16 protein-coding genes are annotated in these 18,179 nt (G+C 60.8%); 6 read left to right on the forward strand and 10 right to left on the reverse strand.

Features of this window, described 5'->3' with window-relative positions; all coding sequences use genetic code 11:
* Positions 1 to 121: 121 nt before the first annotated feature.
* The 9 genes from aruF to acs all read right to left on the reverse strand — a co-directional run bounded on the left by aruF (position 122) and on the right by acs (position 11,328).
* On the reverse strand, positions 122 to 1,153 hold the full coding sequence (aruF, locus tag ACYASU_RS07830; RefSeq protein WP_192171002.1) for an arginine/ornithine succinyltransferase subunit alpha: 1,032 nt from the start codon (positions 1,151 to 1,153) through the stop codon (positions 122 to 124).
* A 193-nt stretch (positions 1,154 to 1,346) separates the two neighbouring features.
* The gene (locus ACYASU_RS07835) at positions 1,347 to 2,567 is read right to left on the reverse strand and encodes an aspartate aminotransferase family protein (RefSeq protein ID WP_463582458.1); all 1,221 of its coding nucleotides are present in this window, start codon (positions 2,565 to 2,567) and stop codon (positions 1,347 to 1,349) included.
* Between the two features lie 224 nt (positions 2,568 to 2,791).
* Entirely contained in the window at positions 2,792 to 3,775 is a 984-nt protein-coding gene (argR, locus tag ACYASU_RS07840) for a transcriptional regulator ArgR (protein WP_192171000.1), read from the reverse strand.
* Positions 3,776 to 3,924: 149 nt separating this feature from the next.
* Positions 3,925 to 4,689, reverse strand: a complete 765-nt coding sequence (locus tag ACYASU_RS07845; RefSeq protein WP_192170999.1) for an ABC transporter ATP-binding protein — start codon at positions 4,687 to 4,689, stop codon at positions 3,925 to 3,927.
* A gap of 21 nt (positions 4,690 to 4,710) precedes the next feature.
* On the reverse strand, positions 4,711 to 5,823 hold the full coding sequence (locus ACYASU_RS07850) for a succinylglutamate desuccinylase/aspartoacylase family protein (protein ID WP_282373507.1): 1,113 nt from the start codon (positions 5,821 to 5,823) through the stop codon (positions 4,711 to 4,713).
* 1 nt (position 5,824) lies between these two features.
* On the reverse strand, positions 5,825 to 6,523 hold the full coding sequence (locus ACYASU_RS07855; RefSeq protein WP_133773343.1) for an ABC transporter permease: 699 nt from the start codon (positions 6,521 to 6,523) through the stop codon (positions 5,825 to 5,827).
* Positions 6,520 to 7,209 carry an ABC transporter permease gene (locus ACYASU_RS07860; protein WP_065986205.1) on the reverse strand — a complete coding sequence of 230 codons (690 nt, stop codon included), beginning with the start codon at positions 7,207 to 7,209 and terminating at the stop codon, positions 6,520 to 6,522. Before ACYASU_RS07860 ends, ACYASU_RS07855 begins: the two co-directional genes overlap by 4 nt.
* 91 nt (positions 7,210 to 7,300) lie before the next feature.
* A complete protein-coding gene (locus ACYASU_RS07865; protein ID WP_463582459.1) occupies positions 7,301 to 8,077 on the reverse strand; it encodes an ABC transporter substrate-binding protein in 777 nt (258 codons plus the stop codon).
* 1,295 nt (positions 8,078 to 9,372) lie between these two features.
* The gene (gene acs / locus ACYASU_RS07870) at positions 9,373 to 11,328 is read right to left on the reverse strand and encodes an acetate--CoA ligase (protein WP_122624629.1); all 1,956 of its coding nucleotides are present in this window, start codon (positions 11,326 to 11,328) and stop codon (positions 9,373 to 9,375) included.
* Between the two features lie 449 nt (positions 11,329 to 11,777).
* On the opposite strand from acs, the gene ACYASU_RS07875 reads away from it, so the two are divergent.
* Positions 11,778 to 12,044 (forward strand): DUF2790 domain-containing protein, encoded by a 267-nt coding sequence (locus tag ACYASU_RS07875; protein WP_133773333.1) that lies wholly within the window; start codon positions 11,778 to 11,780, stop codon positions 12,042 to 12,044.
* A gap of 143 nt (positions 12,045 to 12,187) precedes the next feature.
* Here ACYASU_RS07875 and ACYASU_RS07880 read toward each other — a convergent pair whose 3' ends face one another.
* On the reverse strand, positions 12,188 to 13,741 hold the full coding sequence (locus ACYASU_RS07880) for a sigma-54-dependent transcriptional regulator (protein WP_346631111.1): 1,554 nt from the start codon (positions 13,739 to 13,741) through the stop codon (positions 12,188 to 12,190).
* Between the two features lie 271 nt (positions 13,742 to 14,012).
* On the opposite strand from ACYASU_RS07880, the gene phhA reads away from it, so the two are divergent.
* From phhA to ACYASU_RS07905, 5 genes are all read left to right on the forward strand, one after another.
* Entirely contained in the window at positions 14,013 to 14,801 is a 789-nt protein-coding gene (gene phhA, locus ACYASU_RS07885) for a phenylalanine 4-monooxygenase (protein WP_463582460.1), read from the forward strand.
* Positions 14,802 to 14,853: 52 nt separating this feature from the next.
* A complete protein-coding gene (locus ACYASU_RS07890; protein WP_074890313.1) occupies positions 14,854 to 15,210 on the forward strand; it encodes a 4a-hydroxytetrahydrobiopterin dehydratase in 357 nt (118 codons plus the stop codon).
* Entirely contained in the window at positions 15,211 to 16,407 is a 1,197-nt protein-coding gene (locus ACYASU_RS07895; RefSeq protein WP_463582461.1) for an amino acid aminotransferase, read from the forward strand.
* Positions 16,408 to 16,587: 180 nt separating this feature from the next.
* Positions 16,588 to 16,725 carry a hypothetical protein gene (locus ACYASU_RS07900; RefSeq protein WP_192170990.1) on the forward strand — a complete coding sequence of 46 codons (138 nt, stop codon included), beginning with the start codon at positions 16,588 to 16,590 and terminating at the stop codon, positions 16,723 to 16,725.
* Positions 16,726 to 16,960: 235 nt separating this feature from the next.
* Complete coding sequence (locus ACYASU_RS07905) at positions 16,961 to 18,175, forward strand: MFS transporter (protein ID WP_463582462.1); 1,215 nt, start codon at positions 16,961 to 16,963, stop codon at positions 18,173 to 18,175.
* Positions 18,176 to 18,179: the final 4 nt, after the last annotated feature.

The following is an 18,179-nucleotide window of genomic DNA, read 5'->3' on the forward strand; positions in this document are numbered from 1 at the left end:
GCTTTCTCCTCATGCCGGTGGTTCTGCAACCGCCGGCGAACTCGCTAACCTGCTTTACGGCGTCGGCCTGCGACTGCAGCGCCCATCACCGTCAACTCATCTCAACCATCGAGCCCGGCTTTCAGACCGCGACAATGCGCACGCTGGCGCCTTCGCCGACACCCAGCGCTTCGGCCGCGGCCAGGCTCAGGGCCACTGGCTTGCCCGGCACCCAGTCCAGTTCCAGCATCACCGCGCGGTAATCCTGCAGCTGGCCGTTGGAAACCAGATAAGGCCGCCCGCCCTTGACCGCATCACCGGTACTGACCGTGTCGACCTTGACCGGCACGACGCGGCTCTGGGCGATGGAGCGAATGCCGGACACCCGCGCGTGCAGGGTCGGCCCGCCGTCGAAGATGTCGATGTAATGATCGGTCTCGAAGCCTTCACGCATCAGGATGTCGAAGGTGATCTGGGCACGCGGATGAACCTGGCCCATGGCTTCCTGCGCTTCATCGGGCAGCAGCGGCACGTAGATCGGGTAATGGGGCATCAGCTCGGCGAGGAAGGTCCGGCTTTTCAGCCCGCACAGGCGCTCGGCTTCGGCGTAGTTGATGTCGAAGAAGTTGCGGCCGATGGCGTCCCAGAAGGGTGAGTCGCCGTGGTCGTCGCTGTAACCGACGATCTCGGTCACCACCGAATCGGCGAAGCGCTCCGGGTGGCTGGCGACGAACAGCAGACGGCCACGGGAATTGAGTTCCGACCACAGCGTGCCGACCAGCTCAGGCAGCACGTAGAAGCTGGTCAGCAGGCTGTTGCCGGTGAGGTCGTGGCACTGCGAGAGCACGTGGATCTTGTTGTGGATCTTCAGTTCACGGGAGGCGTGGACGAAGGTTTCGTTGCGAAAACTGTAGAACGGCTCGGAATAACCCGCCGAGGCGACGATCCCGGAGCAGCCCACCAGACGACCGGATTCGGTGTCTTCGAGGACAAAGAAGTAGGTCTCTTCGCCGTTGAAACTGACTTCCGCCGCGAACGAGGCTTCGGACGCGGCAATCTTGTCACTCAGACGTCCAGCGTCATCCGGCAGGGACGTGACACCAATCGGGCTGTCTGCCGCGAGTCGTTGAACCTCGCTCAGATCCGCCATTTGCGCGGGGCGCATCACCAGCATGGTGTCACTCCTTGAGAAAAAAATCGGGCCGGTCGTCCGGCACAGGAAAAAACAAAAGCTGAAGCGGCGCTCAACCTTGTGGGAGCGAGCTTGCTCGCGAATGCGGCGTGTCTGATCCAAGCGTTTCGCTGACACACCGTTATCGCGAGCAAGCTCACTCCTACAGAGGTTATGCGTCCATTAGCGAAGGGCTTTACACCCCGGCCAGCTTGGCAACCGCACGTTCGAAGCGGTTCAGGCCTTCTTCGATGTCGGCGTCTTCGACCACCAGGCTCGGCGCGAAACGCACCACGTCGGGACCGGCCTGAAGCACCATCACGCCTTCCTGCTCGGCGGCGTTGAAGAATTCTTTGGCCTTGCCTTTCCAGGCGTCGGTCAACACGCAGCCGATCAGCAGGCCCATGCCACGCACCTGGCTGAACACGCCGTATTGCTGACCGATCTTCTCCAGACGGGCCTTGAACAGTTCGTGCTTGGCCTTCACCCCCGCCAGCACTTGCGGGGTGTTGACCACGTCAATGACTGCCTCGCCCACCGCGCACGCCAGCGGGTTGCCGCCGTAGGTGGTGCCGTGAACGCCAACAGCCAGGTGCTTGGCAAGTTTTTCAGTGGTCAGCATGGCCGCCATCGGGAAGCCGCCGCCGATGCTTTTCGCGCTGGAGAGAATGTCCGGCGTCACGCCGTAATGCATGTACGCAAACAGGTGACCGCTGCGGCCCATGCCGCTCTGCACTTCGTCGAAGACCAGCAGCGCGTTGTGCTCGTCGCACAATTTGCGCGCGCCTTGCAGGTATTCGAGTTCGGCGGGCAGTACGCCGCCCTCGCCCTGGATCGGCTCCAACACCACCGCGCAGGTCTTGTCCGAGACGGCGGCCTTCAGCGCGTCCAGGTCATTGAAGGGGACGTGGGTGATGCCGGTGATTTTCGGGCCGAAGCCGTCGGAGTATTTCGGCTGACCGCCGACGCTCACGGTGAACAGGGTGCGGCCGTGAAAGCTGTTCAGGGCCGCGACGATTTCGTACTTGTCCGGGCCGTACAGATCGTGGGCCACGCGACGCGCCAGTTTGAACGCGGCTTCGTTGGCTTCGGCGCCGGAGTTACAGAAGAACACGCGGTCGGCGAAGGTGGCGTCAACCAGCTTCTTGGCAAAACGCAGCGCCGGTTCGTTGGTGAAGACGTTGGAGACATGCCACAACTTGTTGGCCTGCTCGGTCAGCGCGCCGACCAGCGCAGGGTGCGCGTGGCCCAGCACGTTGACCGCGATGCCGCCGGAGAAATCAACCAGTTCGCGACCCGACTGATCCCAGACGCGAGAACCCTGACCGCGCACGGGGATGAAGGCTGCCGGGGCATAGTTGGGGACCATCACCTGGTCGAAATCGGCACGTTGCACCGGTACTTGCTCAACGGACATCGGAGTCTCCTGAAGAGGAACGCCTGCCTGGAACTGGCGAGCGATGGAAGGATTGTAAGGACTGATTCGGGCCGGGCCTTGCCGCCAAGCGACAACTTCTTATAGCGCCAAACCGGCTTTTTACGGGGTTTTCGGCAATGCGACAAATTGCGTCACAAAGGCGCAGTTTAAACACTGGCGTGCGGTTGAGGCACTGTTGAGTTCAGGGCGACCCGTCTGGATTTTCAACCGCGCTCGGCGGGCACCGATGACAATTCGAACGGGCTGCTGCTGCGACGCTGATTGCGGTCTTCGCGAGGGGTGGCGCCGAAGAAGTTACGGTAGGCGCTGGAGAAATGCGGCCCCGAAGAGAAACCGCAGGACAGGCCGATCTGAATGATCGATTTGCTCGTCTGCATCAGCATCTGCCGCGCCTTGTTCAGGCGCAGTTCGAGGTAATACTGGCTCGGCACCCGATTGAGGTACTGCTTGAAGATGCGCTCCAGCTGACGTCGCGACACGCACACGTGCTGGGCGATTTCGTCGGTGGTCAGCGGTTCTTCGATGTTGGCTTCCATCAACAGCACCGCCTGGGTCAGCTTCGGGTGGCTGGAACCCAAGCGGTTCTGCAACGGAATCCGCTGCCGCTCGCCGCCTTCGCGGATGCGCTCCACCACCAGTTCTTCCGACACCGCGCCGGCCAGCTCGGCACCGTGGTCACGGGCCAGCACCGCCAGCAACAGATCCAGCACCGACATGCCGCCGCAGGCCGTCAGGCGATCGCGATCCCAGTCGAACAAATGGCTGGTGGCGATGACCTTGGGGAAGCGCTCGGCGAAATCGTCCTGCCAGCGCCAGTGCACCGCCGCACGGTACCCGTCGAGCAAACCCAATTGCGCCAGCGGATACACACCCGCCGACAACCCACCGATCACGCAACCGGCGCGGACCAGTTGCTTGAGCGCGCCGCCGAGGGCGGAAGACATCGGCGCCGGTGGCTCGTCGGCCAGAAGAAACAGCTTCTGAAACCCTTCCAGACGACCGACCCACGGCTCGCCCGGCAATTGCCAACCGCTGCCATCAATCGGCGGTTCGGCCTGCAGAAACGACAATTCGTACACCACTTCGGGGTGGACGCGCTGAGCAACACGCAGGGCTTCCTCCGCCAGCGCCAGGGTCAAGGCTTTGGTGCCGGGCCAGATGAGAAATCCGATTCGATGGGCAGTCATGGCGTGCAATCCGAAACGTGTCGCTAAAAGGGGTCGCACGCCTGGCATGCGATGGGATTCTGTAACCTTCAGTCAATGGCTGCGGCCTGAATGACCCGCAGCATGAACCGTTCTGAAGCAAAACGCACCGCTCTCACGTGGCGGGCGGGTTACTTCAAACTGCCTGACAGGAACTGCTGCAAACGCTCGGATTTCGGATTGACCAGCACTTCACGGGGATTGCCGGACTCTTCAACCAGGCCCTTGTGCAGGAAGATCAGCTGATTCGACACTTCACGGGCAAAGCCCATTTCGTGAGTCACCACCACCATGGTCCGGCCTTCCTGAGCCAGCGCCTGCATGACTTTCAGCACATCACCGACCAACTCGGGGTCCAGGGCGGACGTCGGTTCGTCGAACAGCATGACTTCCGGCTCCACTGCCAGCGCCCGGGCAATCGCCACGCGCTGCTGCTCGCCGCCGGACATGTGCCCTGGATAAGCATCCTTGCGGTGATAGACGCCGACCTTGTTCAGATAATGTTCGGCCTTTTCCAGCGCTTCTTTCTTCGGCACGCCCAGGACGTGCACGGGCGCTTCGATGATGTTTTCCATCGCCGTCATGTGCGACCACAGGTTGAAGTGCTGAAACACCATCGACAGGCGCGAACGCATGCGCTGCAGCTGTTTCGGGTCAGCCGCCTTCAGGCCGCCGTCCTTGTTGGAGACCAGCTTGAGCTCTTCGTTGTTGAGCAGAATGCGGCCGGATTTCGGCTGCTCCAGCAAGTTGATGCAGCGCAGAAACGTACTCTTGCCCGATCCGCTGGAGCCGATGATGCTGATGACATCGCCGGCCTTGGCAGTCAGCGAAACGCCTTTGAGCACTTCGTGACTGCCATAGCACTTGTGCAGGTCCTGGACTTCCAGTTTGTTCATGATGTCGGTTCTCACAAGTAATCAGTCACTGAGCAGGCGGCCGCTGCGCAACGGTGTGCGGCCGGCCACTTTGGCCATCCAGAAACCCGGCTGGGCGTAACGCAGTTTTTCGATGGCGAACAGCACGCCGGCGGTACCGGCACAGACGGTGGTAGCGCGATCGGTCAACGGGTCGATGACGTCGAACAGCGGTTCACCGGGCTCGACCCAGGCCCCCGCTGGACGCAAGAAAGTCAGCACGCCGGGATGGGGCGCATAAATCATTTCGGTGCCTTCGAACGGCATGCCTTCGCAGGCTTCGTGGCCAGGTTGCGGCCACTCGCCGCTGATCAGACCCTGCTCGGCCAGAAACGCCAGAATGCCTTCGGCGTAGGCCTCGGCTTCGGCCTTGCCGGTGTTGGCCTGACCGCCCAGTTCGAGGGTAGTCGCCAGGCAGGCCAGCGGTATCTGCGCGTCCGGAAACTGCTTGGACAAGCGCAACCACGGCAGCGAACAGGCTTCGTCGAACGAGCTGCCGCCGGAATCTTCGGCCAGCAGCGCGACGGTCACCCCCAGATGCGCCGACAGCGAACGCCACTGCGGCCAGTGCTGCGGCAAGGCGTACATGTGCAGCGAAGCGTCGGTGTCGCAATGCAGGTCCAGCACCACGTCGGCGTTGCAGGCATGACTGAGCAAGACGCGCTGCATCCCGGCCAGTTCGCTGCCGGCCGGCGGCAATTGCTCGAGCACATCGGCCATGGCCTGACGGATCAGTTTGACGTTGGCGTGGGGGTCGTCACCGAGCTTGCCTGCCAGCGCCTGGGCGACCGGCTCGCTCAGCTCCGTGAAATCGCGATTGAAATTCTTGCCGCTGCCGTACTCGAAACGGCCCTGGTGGTTGCCCTGCAGCAACTGGCCCAGACCGATCGGATTGGCGACCGGCACCAGCTCGATGACGCCCTTGAGCAGGCCCTGTTCTTCCAGCTGGGTCAGGCGTTTCTTCAATTCCCAGGCGGTGCGCATGCCCGGCAGCTCGTCGGCGTGCAGGCTGGCCTGAATGTAGGCCTTGCGCTCGCCCTGACCGAAACGGAACACACTCAGGGTGCGCTGGGTGCCGAGATTGCCCCACGGCAGATCGTGATCGATGCGCTGCATATCAGTGCTTCCTCGGGGCGAGGTAACTGAGCCAGCGGCGCTCGGCCAGCTTGAACAGTTTCACCAGAATGAACGTCAGGCAGAGGTAGAAAACGCCCGCCGTGATGTAGGCCTCGAACGGCAGGTAGAACTGCGCGTTGACCGCGCGCGCCGCACCGGTGATGTCCATCAGCGTGACGATGGAGGCCAGACTGGTGGTCTGCAGCATCATGATCACTTCGTTGCTGTACTGCGGCAGCGCCCGGCGCAGGGCCGATGGCAGCAAAATCCGGCGGTACATCTTGGCTTTTGACATGCCGATTGCCCGCGCCGCTTCGATCTCGCCCGGCGGCGTGGATTTCAGGCTGCCGGCAATGATTTCAGCGGTGTAAGCGCTGGTGTTGATGGCAAAGGCCAGGCACGCGCAGAAGGTCGCACTCGACAGCCACGGCCACAGGATGCTTTCACGCACCGCTTCGAATTGCGCCAGCCCGTAGTAGATGAGGAACAGCTGCACCAGCATCGGCGTGCCGCGAATGACGTAGGTGTAGCTCCACGCCAGCAGATTGACCCAGGCGATTTTCGACACGCGCATCAGGCCCAGCGGCAGGGCAGCGAGCAGGCCGAAAAACAGCGACAGCGCGAGCAGTTTGAGGGTGATCAGCAGGCCGCCGAAATACAGCGGCAGGCTTTCCCAGACGACGTTGTAATCGAAAATCATAGGTCTGCCACCCTCACGCCGGCCGAGTAACGTTTTTCGATGTAGCGCAGTACCAGCAGCGAGACGCTGGTGATCACCAGGTACATGGCCGCGACTGCGAGGAAGAAAGTGAAGGGTTCGCGGGTGGCATCGGCCGCCTGCTTGGCCTTGAACATCATGTCCTGCAGACCGACCACGGAAATCAGCGCGGTGGCCTTGGTCAGTACCAGCCAGTTATTGGTGAACCCGGGGATCGCCAGACGAATCATCTGCGGCACCAGAATGCGGAAGAACACCCGGCCACTGCTCATGCCGTAGGCCATGCCTGCTTCGGCCTGCCCTTTCGGGATGGCCATGAACGCGCCGCGGAAGGTTTCCGACAGGTACGCGCCAAAGATGAAACCCAGCGTGCCGATACCGGCCACCAGCGGGTTAAGGTCGATGTAGTCGTCGTGACCGAGCAGCGGCGCGATGCGGTTGAGCAGGTCCTGACCGCCGTAGAAAATCAGCAGAATCAGCACCAGATCGGGAATGCCGCGGATCACGGTGGAGTACAGATCGCCCAGCCATGCCAGCCAGCGCACCGGCGACAGCCGCAATGCCACGCCGATCAGGCCGAGCACGATCGCCAGCGCCATGGAGCACAGAGCGAGCTGCAAGGTCAGCCATGCACCGTCGAGGATGACGGCTCCGTAACCTTTCAACATGTTGTTTGGCCCTCAAGCGCGGGATAGAAAAATGGCGCAATCAGTCGGTGCGGTGACCGGCTGCTTGCGCCATTGACGGCTTCAAACCACGTTATTTGCCGTAGATGTCGAAGTCGAAGTACTTGTCTTGAATGGCTTTGTATTTGCCGTTGGCACGAATGGCCGCGATGGCTGCGTTGAGCTTGTCCAGATCAGCCTTGTCGCCCTTGCGCACGGCAATGCCGACGCCGTCGCCGAAGTAGTTGACGTCGGTGAAGGCTGGGCCGACGAATGCGTAGCCTTTGCCGGATTCGGTATTGAGGAAGCCGTCCTGCAGCAGGGTGGCATCCGCCACGGTGCCATCGAGACGACCGGCGCCGATGTCCAGATAGACTTCGTTCTGCGAGCTGTACGGCTTGATTTCAGCACCCAGCGGGGCCAGGACTTCGCGGGCGAAACGCTCGTGGATCGAGCCACGCTGCACCCCGATGTTCTTGCCCTTGAGTTCGGTCAGCGCGTCGCTGACGACGGTGCCCTCCTTCATGACCAGACGGGCCGGGGTGTTGTAGTACTTGTTGGTGAAGTCGACGGACTTCTTGCGGTCTTCGGTGATGGACATCGAAGACAGGATGGCGTCGATCTTGCGCACTTTCAGCGCCGGGATCAGGCCGTCGAATTCCTGCTCGACCCATACGCACTTGACCTTCATTTCTTCGCACAGGGCGTTGCCGATGTCGTAGTCGAAACCGACGATGCTGCCGTCCGGCGCCTTGGAGGCAAACGGAGGGTATGCCGCTTCGATGCCGATCTTCATGGGCTTTTCATCGGCGAATACGGGCTGTGCCAATACGGTCAGTGCCAGCGCACCCAGCAGCATGAGCTTTTTCATTTCTTGGAACTCCATCGGTATAACGCGACAAATGGCAGTGAGCGAGACGCTCAATGAACAGGAGGAATCAGAAATTGCGACGCGAGGTGCCGGCGGGTCTCTGGACCCGACAAGCCTTCGGCGAGTGGTCGGCATTTTAGCGGCAGGCTGAAAGTCGATATTTCTTCAATGCGACAACTAGTTACAGAAGCACATGAAATCGTGATCAGGCCAATTGACATCCAAAAAGCTTTATGCAAGTGCCAGAGTTGGCAAACCTATCAACGAAGCAAATAACGCGCCCATTATTGGCAAAGCCTTATGATCCGGCAAGTCCAGCGTGGGAGCGGGTTGATTCGGGGCGATGAAATGCTTTGTTTGCGGGTGGAAAGACCTCACAGCGGGGCGGGAGGTTACCGGGGCGGGTGTGGGGTAACAAATCGATATTTCCCGATTCGCGAGTGTTGAGGATCAAGAGCGTCCGCCTGGGGGCGGACTGTTTCGCCTTCGGCGAGTTACTTGGAAAAGCACCCCAAGTAACCAAGGGTGCTTGCTCTCGGTTGGGCCCTTCGTTCCTCAGGGTTCCCTCACTCCGGCCTCGCTCCGTGGGCCCGCCGCCATCCGCCATCCATGGCGGGGGGCGGCTCTCGCGGCATCCATGCCGCTCGGCCCACTCCACGAGACCTGCGTTCAGCCTGCACCCAAGTCGCGATTGGCGGTGTCTGAGCCTTTTGCATATGAAGATCAAAAGCAGATCAAAGGCCAATCAAGGGCAGATCAAACGCTGAGGACTTGTGGGAGTGAGCTTGCTCACGAAGGGTTTGGTACACCCATCGAATATCTGGTGATTGGAATACAGCATTCGCGAGCAAGCTCGCTCACAGGGAGGGGGTGTGATCGGCAAAATTGTTGGCGCCTGGACTGGCCTCTTCCCGGCTAAAGCCGGTCCCACTGACAGCAGCGCGTTCAGTCAGTAGGACCGGCTTCAGCCGGGAAGCTTTTGCTTTTGCAGTTGATCTTCTACGCGATAGTCCAGACACCACCAAACGCGACTTGGGTGCAGGCTGAACGGAGGTCTCGCGGAGTGGGCTGAGCCGCATGGATGCGGCGAGAGCGCCGTCAGGACATGGATGTCCGTTCGGCGCGGGCCCACGGAGCGGGACCGGAGTGAAGGAACCCGACGAAGTCGGGCCCAACCGAGAGCAAGCACCCTTGGTTACTTGGGGTGCTTTTCCAAGTAACTCGCCGAAGGCGAAACGTCTGCCGTTAGGCAGACGCTCTTGATCTTAGCGATTGTCGCTCCGGAAGCACGACCGTCAGGCCGCAGTCATGGTCTTGTGGGTCTCAACCAGATGCGCAACCACACTTGGATCGGCCAGCGTCGAGATATCGCCCAGCGCGTCGTACTCCCCGGTGGCGATCTTGCGCAGGATACGTCGCATGATCTTGCCGGAACGGGTCTTCGGCAGACCCGGCGCCCACTGAATCACATCCGGCGAAGCAATAGGACCGATCTCCTTGCGCACCCAGTTGCGCAACTCGATACGCAACGCTTCGTCCGGAACCTCACCGCCATTGAGGGTGACGTAGACGTAGATGCCCTGCCCCTTCAAATCGTGAGGCACACCCACGACGGCCGCTTCGGCGACTTTCGGGTGGGCCACCATCGCGCTCTCGATCTCGGCGGTGCCCATGCGGTGGCCGGACACGTTGAGCACGTCGTCGACGCGGCCGGTGATCCAGTAGTAACCGTCTTCGTCACGACGGGCGCCGTCGCCGGTGAAATACATGCCGCGGAAGGTCTTGAAGTAAGTGTCGACGAAACGGTCATGGTCGCCGTACAGGCTGCGCGACTGACCCGGCCACGAGTCGAGAATCACCAGATTGCCTTCCGCTGCGCCTTCGATGAGGTTGCCCAGGTTATCCACAAGGGCCGGAATCACGCCGAAGAACGGACGCGTCGCCGAACCCGGCTTCAAGGCAATGGCGCCAGGCAGCGGGCTGATCAGAATGCCGCCGGTTTCGGTCTGCCACCAGGTGTCGACAATCGGGCAATTCTTCTTGCCGACCGTGTTGTAGTACCAGTTCCAGGCTTCCGGATTGATCGGCTCGCCCACCGAACCCAACAAACGCAGGCTCGAACCGTCAGCACCTTCTACGGCTTTGGTGCCCTCGGCCATCATGGCGCGGATGGCGGTCGGTGCGGTGTAGAGGATGTTGACTTTGTGCTTGTCGACGATTTTCGACACGCGGGTGATGTCCGGGTAATTCGGCACCCCTTCGAACAACAGCGTGGTCGCGCCATTGGCCAGCGGGCCGTAGACGATGTAGCTGTGGCCGGTGACCCAGCCAACGTCGGCGGTGCACCAGTACACTTCGCCCGGACGATAGTCGAATACGCGCTCGTGGGTCAGCGCGGCGTACAGCAGATAACCTGCGGTGGTGTGCAACACGCCCTTTGGTTTGCCAGTGGAGCCCGAGGTGTAAAGGATGAACAGCGATTCTTCGGCGCCCATTTCTTTCGGTGCGCAGGTGCTCGATGCCACGTCCAGCAGCGAGTGGTACCAGATGTCGCGATGACGGTTCCACTCGATGTCGCCGCCGGTGCGTTTGCACACGATGACCTTCTGTACGCTCGCCGTTTCCGGGTTGGTCAGCGCACGGTCGACGTTGGCTTTCATCGCGGTCTTCTTGCCGCCACGCAGCCCTTCGTCAGCGGTGATCACCACTTTCGATTTGCAGTCGATGATGCGACCGGCCAGTGCTTCCGGGGAGAAACCACCGAACACCACGGAGTGAATCGCACCGATGCGCGCGCAGGCCAGCATGGCAACCACGGCTTCCGGGATCATCGGCATATAGATGGTGACGACATCGCCGCGATGGACATCCTGCCCGCGCAGCGCGTTGGCGAACTTGCAGACTTCTTCGTGCAGTTCGCGGTAGGTGATGTTGCGGCTCTCGGAAGGATCGTCGCCTTCCCAGATGATCGCGATCGAATCGCCGCGCTCGGCCAGATGGCGGTCGAGGCAGTTGTAGGAAACATTCAGGGTGCCGTCGGCGAACCACTTGATGTCGACGCGGTGGTCGTCGAACGAGGTCTGTTTGACGGTGGTGAATGGCTTGATCCAGTCAAGGCGCTGGGCTTGTTCGCGCCAGAAGCCATCGGGATTGACCACCGACTGCTGGTACATCGCCTTGTAGGTCGCCTCGTCAGTCAGCGTATTGGCTGCCACTTCAGGGCGGACGGGGTACAGGGAAGCCGCACTCATCTTTCTTACCTCGGTGGAAATGTTGTTGTTTTATGACCCTGTTGTATCCGCCGATGGCTGCAAAGGCCATTCGACGATGGTCTTACCGACTCCGAGCATAGCGCCGAAAGCAGGTCCAGTGCCCGATTCCAGGCAAATCTTCATGTCCCGGCTACGACTGAAGAACCATCGAGCGCCTGGCCACAACCCGACAACAGCGATTGTTGCCGTTTCGCTCAATAGACTTTATCAAAATGGTTTCTATATGAATTCAGAACAGGGGCATAGAATCCGTTCCGCCAACACGGCAAATGATTGATAAACAACAGCCCCCCACACTGGACTGTCAATCAACTAAACCTACCCGGTCATGATTCGCTTCACGCAGAGCCCCAAAAAGGTTTTGTGCACCCTGTCTACCGCAGTTCTTGCGACGCAGTGTGAATGAAGCAACTTAGAGGAAATGAGTAATGAAAGCTGCACTGGTTGTAATGGCTCTTTGTGGTTTCAGCGCCATGGCAATGGCAGAAGAATCCGGCGCAAAAGTGGCCGCTCAGCAACAGCGTGTCGAGGAGTACACCTATTCCACTAAACTGGATATCGCGAAAGTCATTTCGGTGGACGAAGTGCCTAACGTCTGCCAGGTCGTCCCGCAGCACATGACTTACGAAGACTCGCAGGGCAAACGCCACGTGCTTGAGTATCAGGTCATGGGTAACGGTTGCAGCAACGGTTGATCAGCACGCTCTGTTGATCAGTTGCGCGCGCCGCTTACTTGCAGGAACGCGCTTGCCGGTGAATTGCGGTGCATGAGTTTATATATCCGCCAGCAGTATTACCGATTCGCGGGCAAGCGCACTTCTGAAGTCATCACCCACTATTAACTCTGGCCTATTCCATAGTGCTTCAACTTATTGGCGACAGTTGTATGGGAAACACCCAATCGCTTGCCTAATAAGCGGCTGCTCGGGTGTGCCGCATAGAGTTGCTCAAGTACTGCCTTCTCGAATCGCCCGACAATATCTTCCAGCCCGCCTTCCAGAGAGAAGTCGCCCAAGGGTGGGCGCACGCCGTAATCCGGCAGGCGAATATGTTCGGCTTTCACCCATTTGCCGTCGCACAGCGAAACAGCCTGGAACAATACGTTTTCCAGTTGCCGTACATTGCCGGGCCAATCGTATTGGCTGAGGCGCTCCATTGCCGCTGGCGCCAGCCGGGGCAAAGTGCAGCCGATCTGTCGGCTGGCCTGATCGAGAAAGTGCTCAACCAGCGGAGCGAGCCCATCCAGGCAGTCGCGCAGGGGCGGAATGTGCAGCGATAGCACGTTGAGCCGGTGGTAGAGGTCCTGGCGGAATTCACCCCGGGCACAAAGTTCGGAAAGATCCACCTGCGTCGCGCAGATGATGCGCACGTCCAGGTAAACCTCTTCGTCGCTGCCTACGCGTCGAAAGCAGCCTTCCTGCAAATAGCGCAACAGTTTCGCCTGCAACCGCGCACTCATTTCCGCAACGCCGTCGAGAAACAACGTGCCGCCCGAGGTCAGCTCCAGCAGCCCCAACTTGCCTTCGGCGCGGGCACCTTCGAACGCGCCGGGGCCGTAGCCGAACAGCTCGGTCTCGGCCATGGATTCGGAGAACCCTGCGCAGTTGAGTGCCATCATCGGGGACTGGCCGCGAGGGCTGGCCAGATGACAGGCCCGCGCGAGCAGTTCTTTACCCGTTCCGGTTTCGCCTTCGATCAGCAACGGCGCATCCAGCGGCGCCATGCGCCGGGCCTCCCGGACCACAGCCGCCATCACTTTCGAGCTTTGAAAGATGCTGTCGAACCCCCGCAGCTCCTGCTTGCGCACGTTATAGATGTGCTCGCCGACCCGGTCAGCGCGGTGCAGCGTCAGCACCGCGCCGGCCATGGCTTCGCTGTCTTCGTGCTCGGACTGCAGGGGCGCGATGTCAGCCAGAAAGATGTCGCCCTTCACTTTCACGCGCAGGCCGTTGATGCGCGAGCGATTGGCGCGCACCAGTTGCGGCAGGTCGAAATCCTCGGCGTAACGGGACAGCGGAATGCCCGGCACTTCATCGACCCGCACGCCCAGCAACTGCGCGGCGGCGCGGTTGGCCGCGACGATGGAGCCGCCCATGTCGATGGAGAGCACGGGAAACTCAAGGGCGCCAAGCAAGGCGTTTAGCTCCATGTGCCGACGCTCGCTGGGCATTAATCCCACACGCTTGACGCCAAATACCCCAGCGACGGTCTCGAATTTCGGCACCAGCGCCTGGAACTGCAGATTGATCAGGTTTGGGCAGCGCAGATAGATGGCGTCGCCATGCTCACCGCCGACTTCTCCGCCGGAGACGTTGACGCCGTAGGCCACCAGTAGCTCGAGGATGTCGCGGAGGATGCCGACGCGGTTCTGGCAATGGACTTTGATACGCATGGAGGGCTCGCGGGGTGGCATCGATTTCGGGTTGGCCCGAGTTTATCGTCAAGAATACGTTACGGCGCAAGGGCCAGACGAGACAGCACGGCGAATGTATTCAGGCGAACCCGGTCAACCGTCACGATTTCTTTACGAATTATCGGACAAGGCTGCGCAAATCGGGCTGGAGCCTTGCAGTTGAGAGGCGCCAAATCAGCTATCAATAGCCCCATCAGTTTTACCCCCAATCGCATTGCTCCATATAAGAACAAACCATCAGGAGAGCCCCATGAGTACGCAGTACGTCGCCCGCGAGCCGGACGCCACCGGATTCATTCATTACTCGGAAGCCGAGCACAGAATCTGGAACACCCTCATCACCCGCCAGCTCAAGGTGATCGAAGGCCGTGCGTGTCAGGAGTATCTGGATGGCATCGAGCAGCTCGCCCTGCCCCACGACCGTATTCCGCAGCTTGGCGAAATCAACCGCGTGCTGGGCGCGACCACGGGGTGGCAAGTCGAGCGCGTGCCGGCGCTGATCCCCTTTCAAACCTTCTTCGAGTTGCTGGCGAGCAAGCGATTTCCGGTCGCCACATTCATTCGCAGCGAAGAAGAGCTCGACTACCTGCAAGAGCCCGACATCTTTCACGAGGTTTTCGGACACTGCCCCTTGCTGACCAACCCCTGGTTTGCAGAATTTACCCACACCTACGGCAAGCTCGGTCTGGCAGCCAGCAAAGAGCAGCGCGTGTATCTTGCCCGCCTCTACTGGATGACCATCGAATTCGGCCTGGTCGACACGCCCCAGGGGCGCAAGATCTACGGCGGCGGCATCCTCTCCTCGCCCAAGGAAACCGTTTACAGCGTGTCAACAACCCCTGAACATCAGCCCTTCGATCCGATTGAGGCCATGCGCACGCCCTACCGCATCGACATTCTGCAGCCGGTGTATTTTGTGCTGCCGGACCTCAAGCGCCTGTTCGACCTAGCCCATGAAGACATCATGGGCATGGCCCGCACGGCGGCTGAACTGGGGCTGCACGCGCCGAAATTTCCACCGAAAAATAAAGCCGCTTAAAACAAAAGCCGCCCCAAAAAAAGCAGCCCGAACCCGATCAAGGAATCTTTCAATGACCGCTCTCAACCAATCCCAATGCGAAGCCTGCCGCGCCGACGCCCCACAGGTCAGCGACGCCGAGCTGCCGGATTTGCTCAAGCAGATCCCGGACTGGAACATTGAAGTGCGTGACGGCGTCATGCAGCTGGAAAAAGTCTTTCTGTTCAAGAATTTCAAATTTGCGCTGGCGTTTACCAACGCGGTCGGCGAAATTGCCGAGGCCGAAGGTCACCACCCGGGTCTGCTGACCGAATGGGGCAAAGTGACCGTGACCTGGTGGAGCCATTCCATCAAGGGGCTGCACCGCAACGATTTCATCATGGCCTCCCGCACAGACGAGGTGGCCAAAAGCGCCGAGGGCCGTAAGTAAATGCATTTTTCACAGATCCAGCGCGTACCGGACGATCCCATCCTGGGCCTGATTCAGGCCTACGCCAAAGACCCGGATCCGAACAAGTTCGACCTGGGCGTGGGCGTCTATAAAGATGCGCAGGGCCTGACCACCATTCCCCGCGCGGTGAAAATCGCCGAGCAACGGCTGGTCGATTCCCAGCCCACCAAGAGCTACATCGGTGGCCATGGCGAACCGCGTTTCGGCACGCTGATCTGTGAGCTGGTCATGGGCGCCGATTCACCGCTGATCGCCAGCAAACGCGTCGGCGCTACTCAGACCCCTGGCGGCACGGGTGCGCTGCGGTTGAGCGCCGACTTCATTGCCAACTGCCTGCCGGGCAAAGGCATCTGGCTGAGCGATCCGACCTGGCCGATTCACGAAACCATCTACGCCGCTGCAGGCCTGAAGGTCAGTCACTACCCCTACGTGGGCAGCGACAACACGCTCAACGTGCAGGCCATGCTGGCCACGTTGAAGACCATTCCGGAAGGCGACGTTGTCCTGCTGCATGCGTGCTGTCACAACCCGACCGGGTTCGACCTGTCCCGTGATGACTGGTACGCGGTGCTGGAAATCGTCAAGCAACGCAATCTGCTGCCGCTGATCGACTTCGCGTATCAGGGCTTTGGCGACGGTCTTGAAGAAGACGCCTGGGCGGTTCGTCTGTTTGCCGGCGAACTGCCTGAGCTGCTGATCACCAGTTCGTGCTCGAAAAACTTCGGCCTGTACCGCGAGCGCACCGGCGCCTTGCTGGTGAGCGCTGACACCACCGAGAAGCTGATGGATGTGCGCAGTCAGCTGTCGGCGACCGCACGCAACCTGTGGTCGAACCCGCCGGATCATGGTGCCGCCGTCGTGGCCGAGATCCTGGGCGATCCTGAGTTGAAAGCCCTGTGGGCTGGAGAAGTGGAAGAGATGCGCAGCCGAATTGCGCAGTTGCGCGTCGGGCTGGTGGAGGCGCTGACACCGCTGGGCCTGGGTGAGCGCTTCGCCCACATCGCCGTGCAGCGCGGCATGTTTTCCTACACCGGCATGAACGACGATCAGGTGGCGCGTCTGCGCAACGAGCACAGCGTGTACATGGTGGCGGCAGGTCGAGCCAACGTTGCGGGGATTGATGCCACGCGGCTGGATGAACTGGCAGCGGCGTTTGCGGCGGTTTGCAAAGACTGAGGCGATCACCGATCCAACGCTTTTAGCGGGCCGCGCGGATGTTGCAGGAACCCATCCTCACTACATGACCGGCGGCCCGCATTTAAAAGTCTGATTGTCATTTGTACTGCTGTATCCTCCCTGAGCGTTTTAGGACGCGCTGTTCAATTCAGCCGCAACACACTTGTGAGGAGCGACGATATGCATGAAATCCCGAACTTCCCCTTCCCAAGCCAAACCCAGCAAAGCGCAGCAGCCCGCCAGGAACTCGGTCAGCCGATCGAGATGAAAGCCAGCGGTAAACGCAACGAGAGCAGCAAAGCCCAAAGCCCGCGCTGAAGGCTAATTATCCAGCCCCTATGGAAGAGCGTCTTCAAGGTGTATTTCCATAAGGGCTGAATCATTCGCGACAAGCTTCACCTCTGCTCCACTCCGACCCAGATCCACCCATCCGCCACTCCCATGAACCGCCGTGCCTCGTTATCATGTGCCCTCGCGCGGATTCAAGCGTCTACGCTTCAACCCGATTGCCCCCTCGCTATTCTTTTTCCGTCGTAACCGTGGATCTATGCCCATGCCAGACGCTTCGAGCGCTGCCCCTCAACGTCCTATGGCTGTCACGCTGCAGGTTGTTTCCATCGTGCTGTTCACCTTCATCGGCTACCTGAACATCGGTATCCCGCTGGCCGTATTGCCCGGTTATGTGCACACCGACCTTGGCTTCGGCGCGGTCGCCGCCGGGCTGGTGATCAGCGTGCAATATCTCGCAACCCTGCTCAGCCGCCCTTACGCCGGGCGCATCATTGACACCCGGGGCCCGAAGAAAGCGGTGATCATCGGCCTGTTCGGCTGCGGGTTGAGCGGCGTGTTCATGCTCCTCGCCGACTGGCTCGAGGCCTGGCCGATGGTCAGCCTGATCAGCTTGTTTGTGGGCCGGCTGGTGCTTGGCAGTGCAGAGAGCCTGGTTGGCTCCGGCTCGATCGGCTGGGGCATCGGCCGCGTTGGCGCCGCCAATACGGCCAAAGTGATTTCATGGAACGGCATCGCCAGTTATGGCGCACTGGCCATCGGCGCGCCGGTGGGTGTGTTGCTGGTCAACGCGCTGGGGCTGTGGAGCATGGGCGTCAGCATCATGCTGCTGGCAGCGCTGGGTATTTCCCTGGCCTGGAAGAAAACCCCGGCGCCGCTGGTGCATGGGGAGCGTTTGCCCTTCCTTCACGTGCTCGGCCGCGTGCTGCCCCACGGCACCGGGCTGGCGCTGGGTTCGATCGGCTTCGGCACCATCGCGACCTTCATCACCCTGTATTACGCCAGCCACACCTGGCCGAATGCGGTGTTGTGCCTGAGCCTGTTCGGCGCCTGCTTCATCGGCGCACGCCTGCTGTTCGGCAACCTGATCAACCGCATCGGCGGCTTCCGCGTGGCGATAGCCTGCCTGTCAGTGGAGACGTTGGGGTTGCTGCTGCTGTGGCTGGCGCCCAACCCGAATCTGGCGCTGGCCGGTGCGGCGCTGACTGGCTTCGGCTTCTCGCTGGTGTTCCCGGCGCTCGGCGTCGAAGCGGTCAATCTGGTACCGCCGGCCAGTCGCGGTGCGGCAGTGGGGGCTTATTCGCTGTTCATCGACCTATCGCTGGGGATTACCGGGCCGGTGGCGGGCGCCGTGGCGGCAGGTTTCGGCTTTGCGTCGATCTTCCTGTTCGCCGCGCTGGCTTCGCTGAGCGGGCTGGGGCTGAGTGTGTATCTGTACAAGCACGCCAACAGGACACGGGAAAAGCCGGTCGCCAGCTGATCCC

This window comes from Pseudomonas sp. HP_12 (assembly GCF_055283955.1).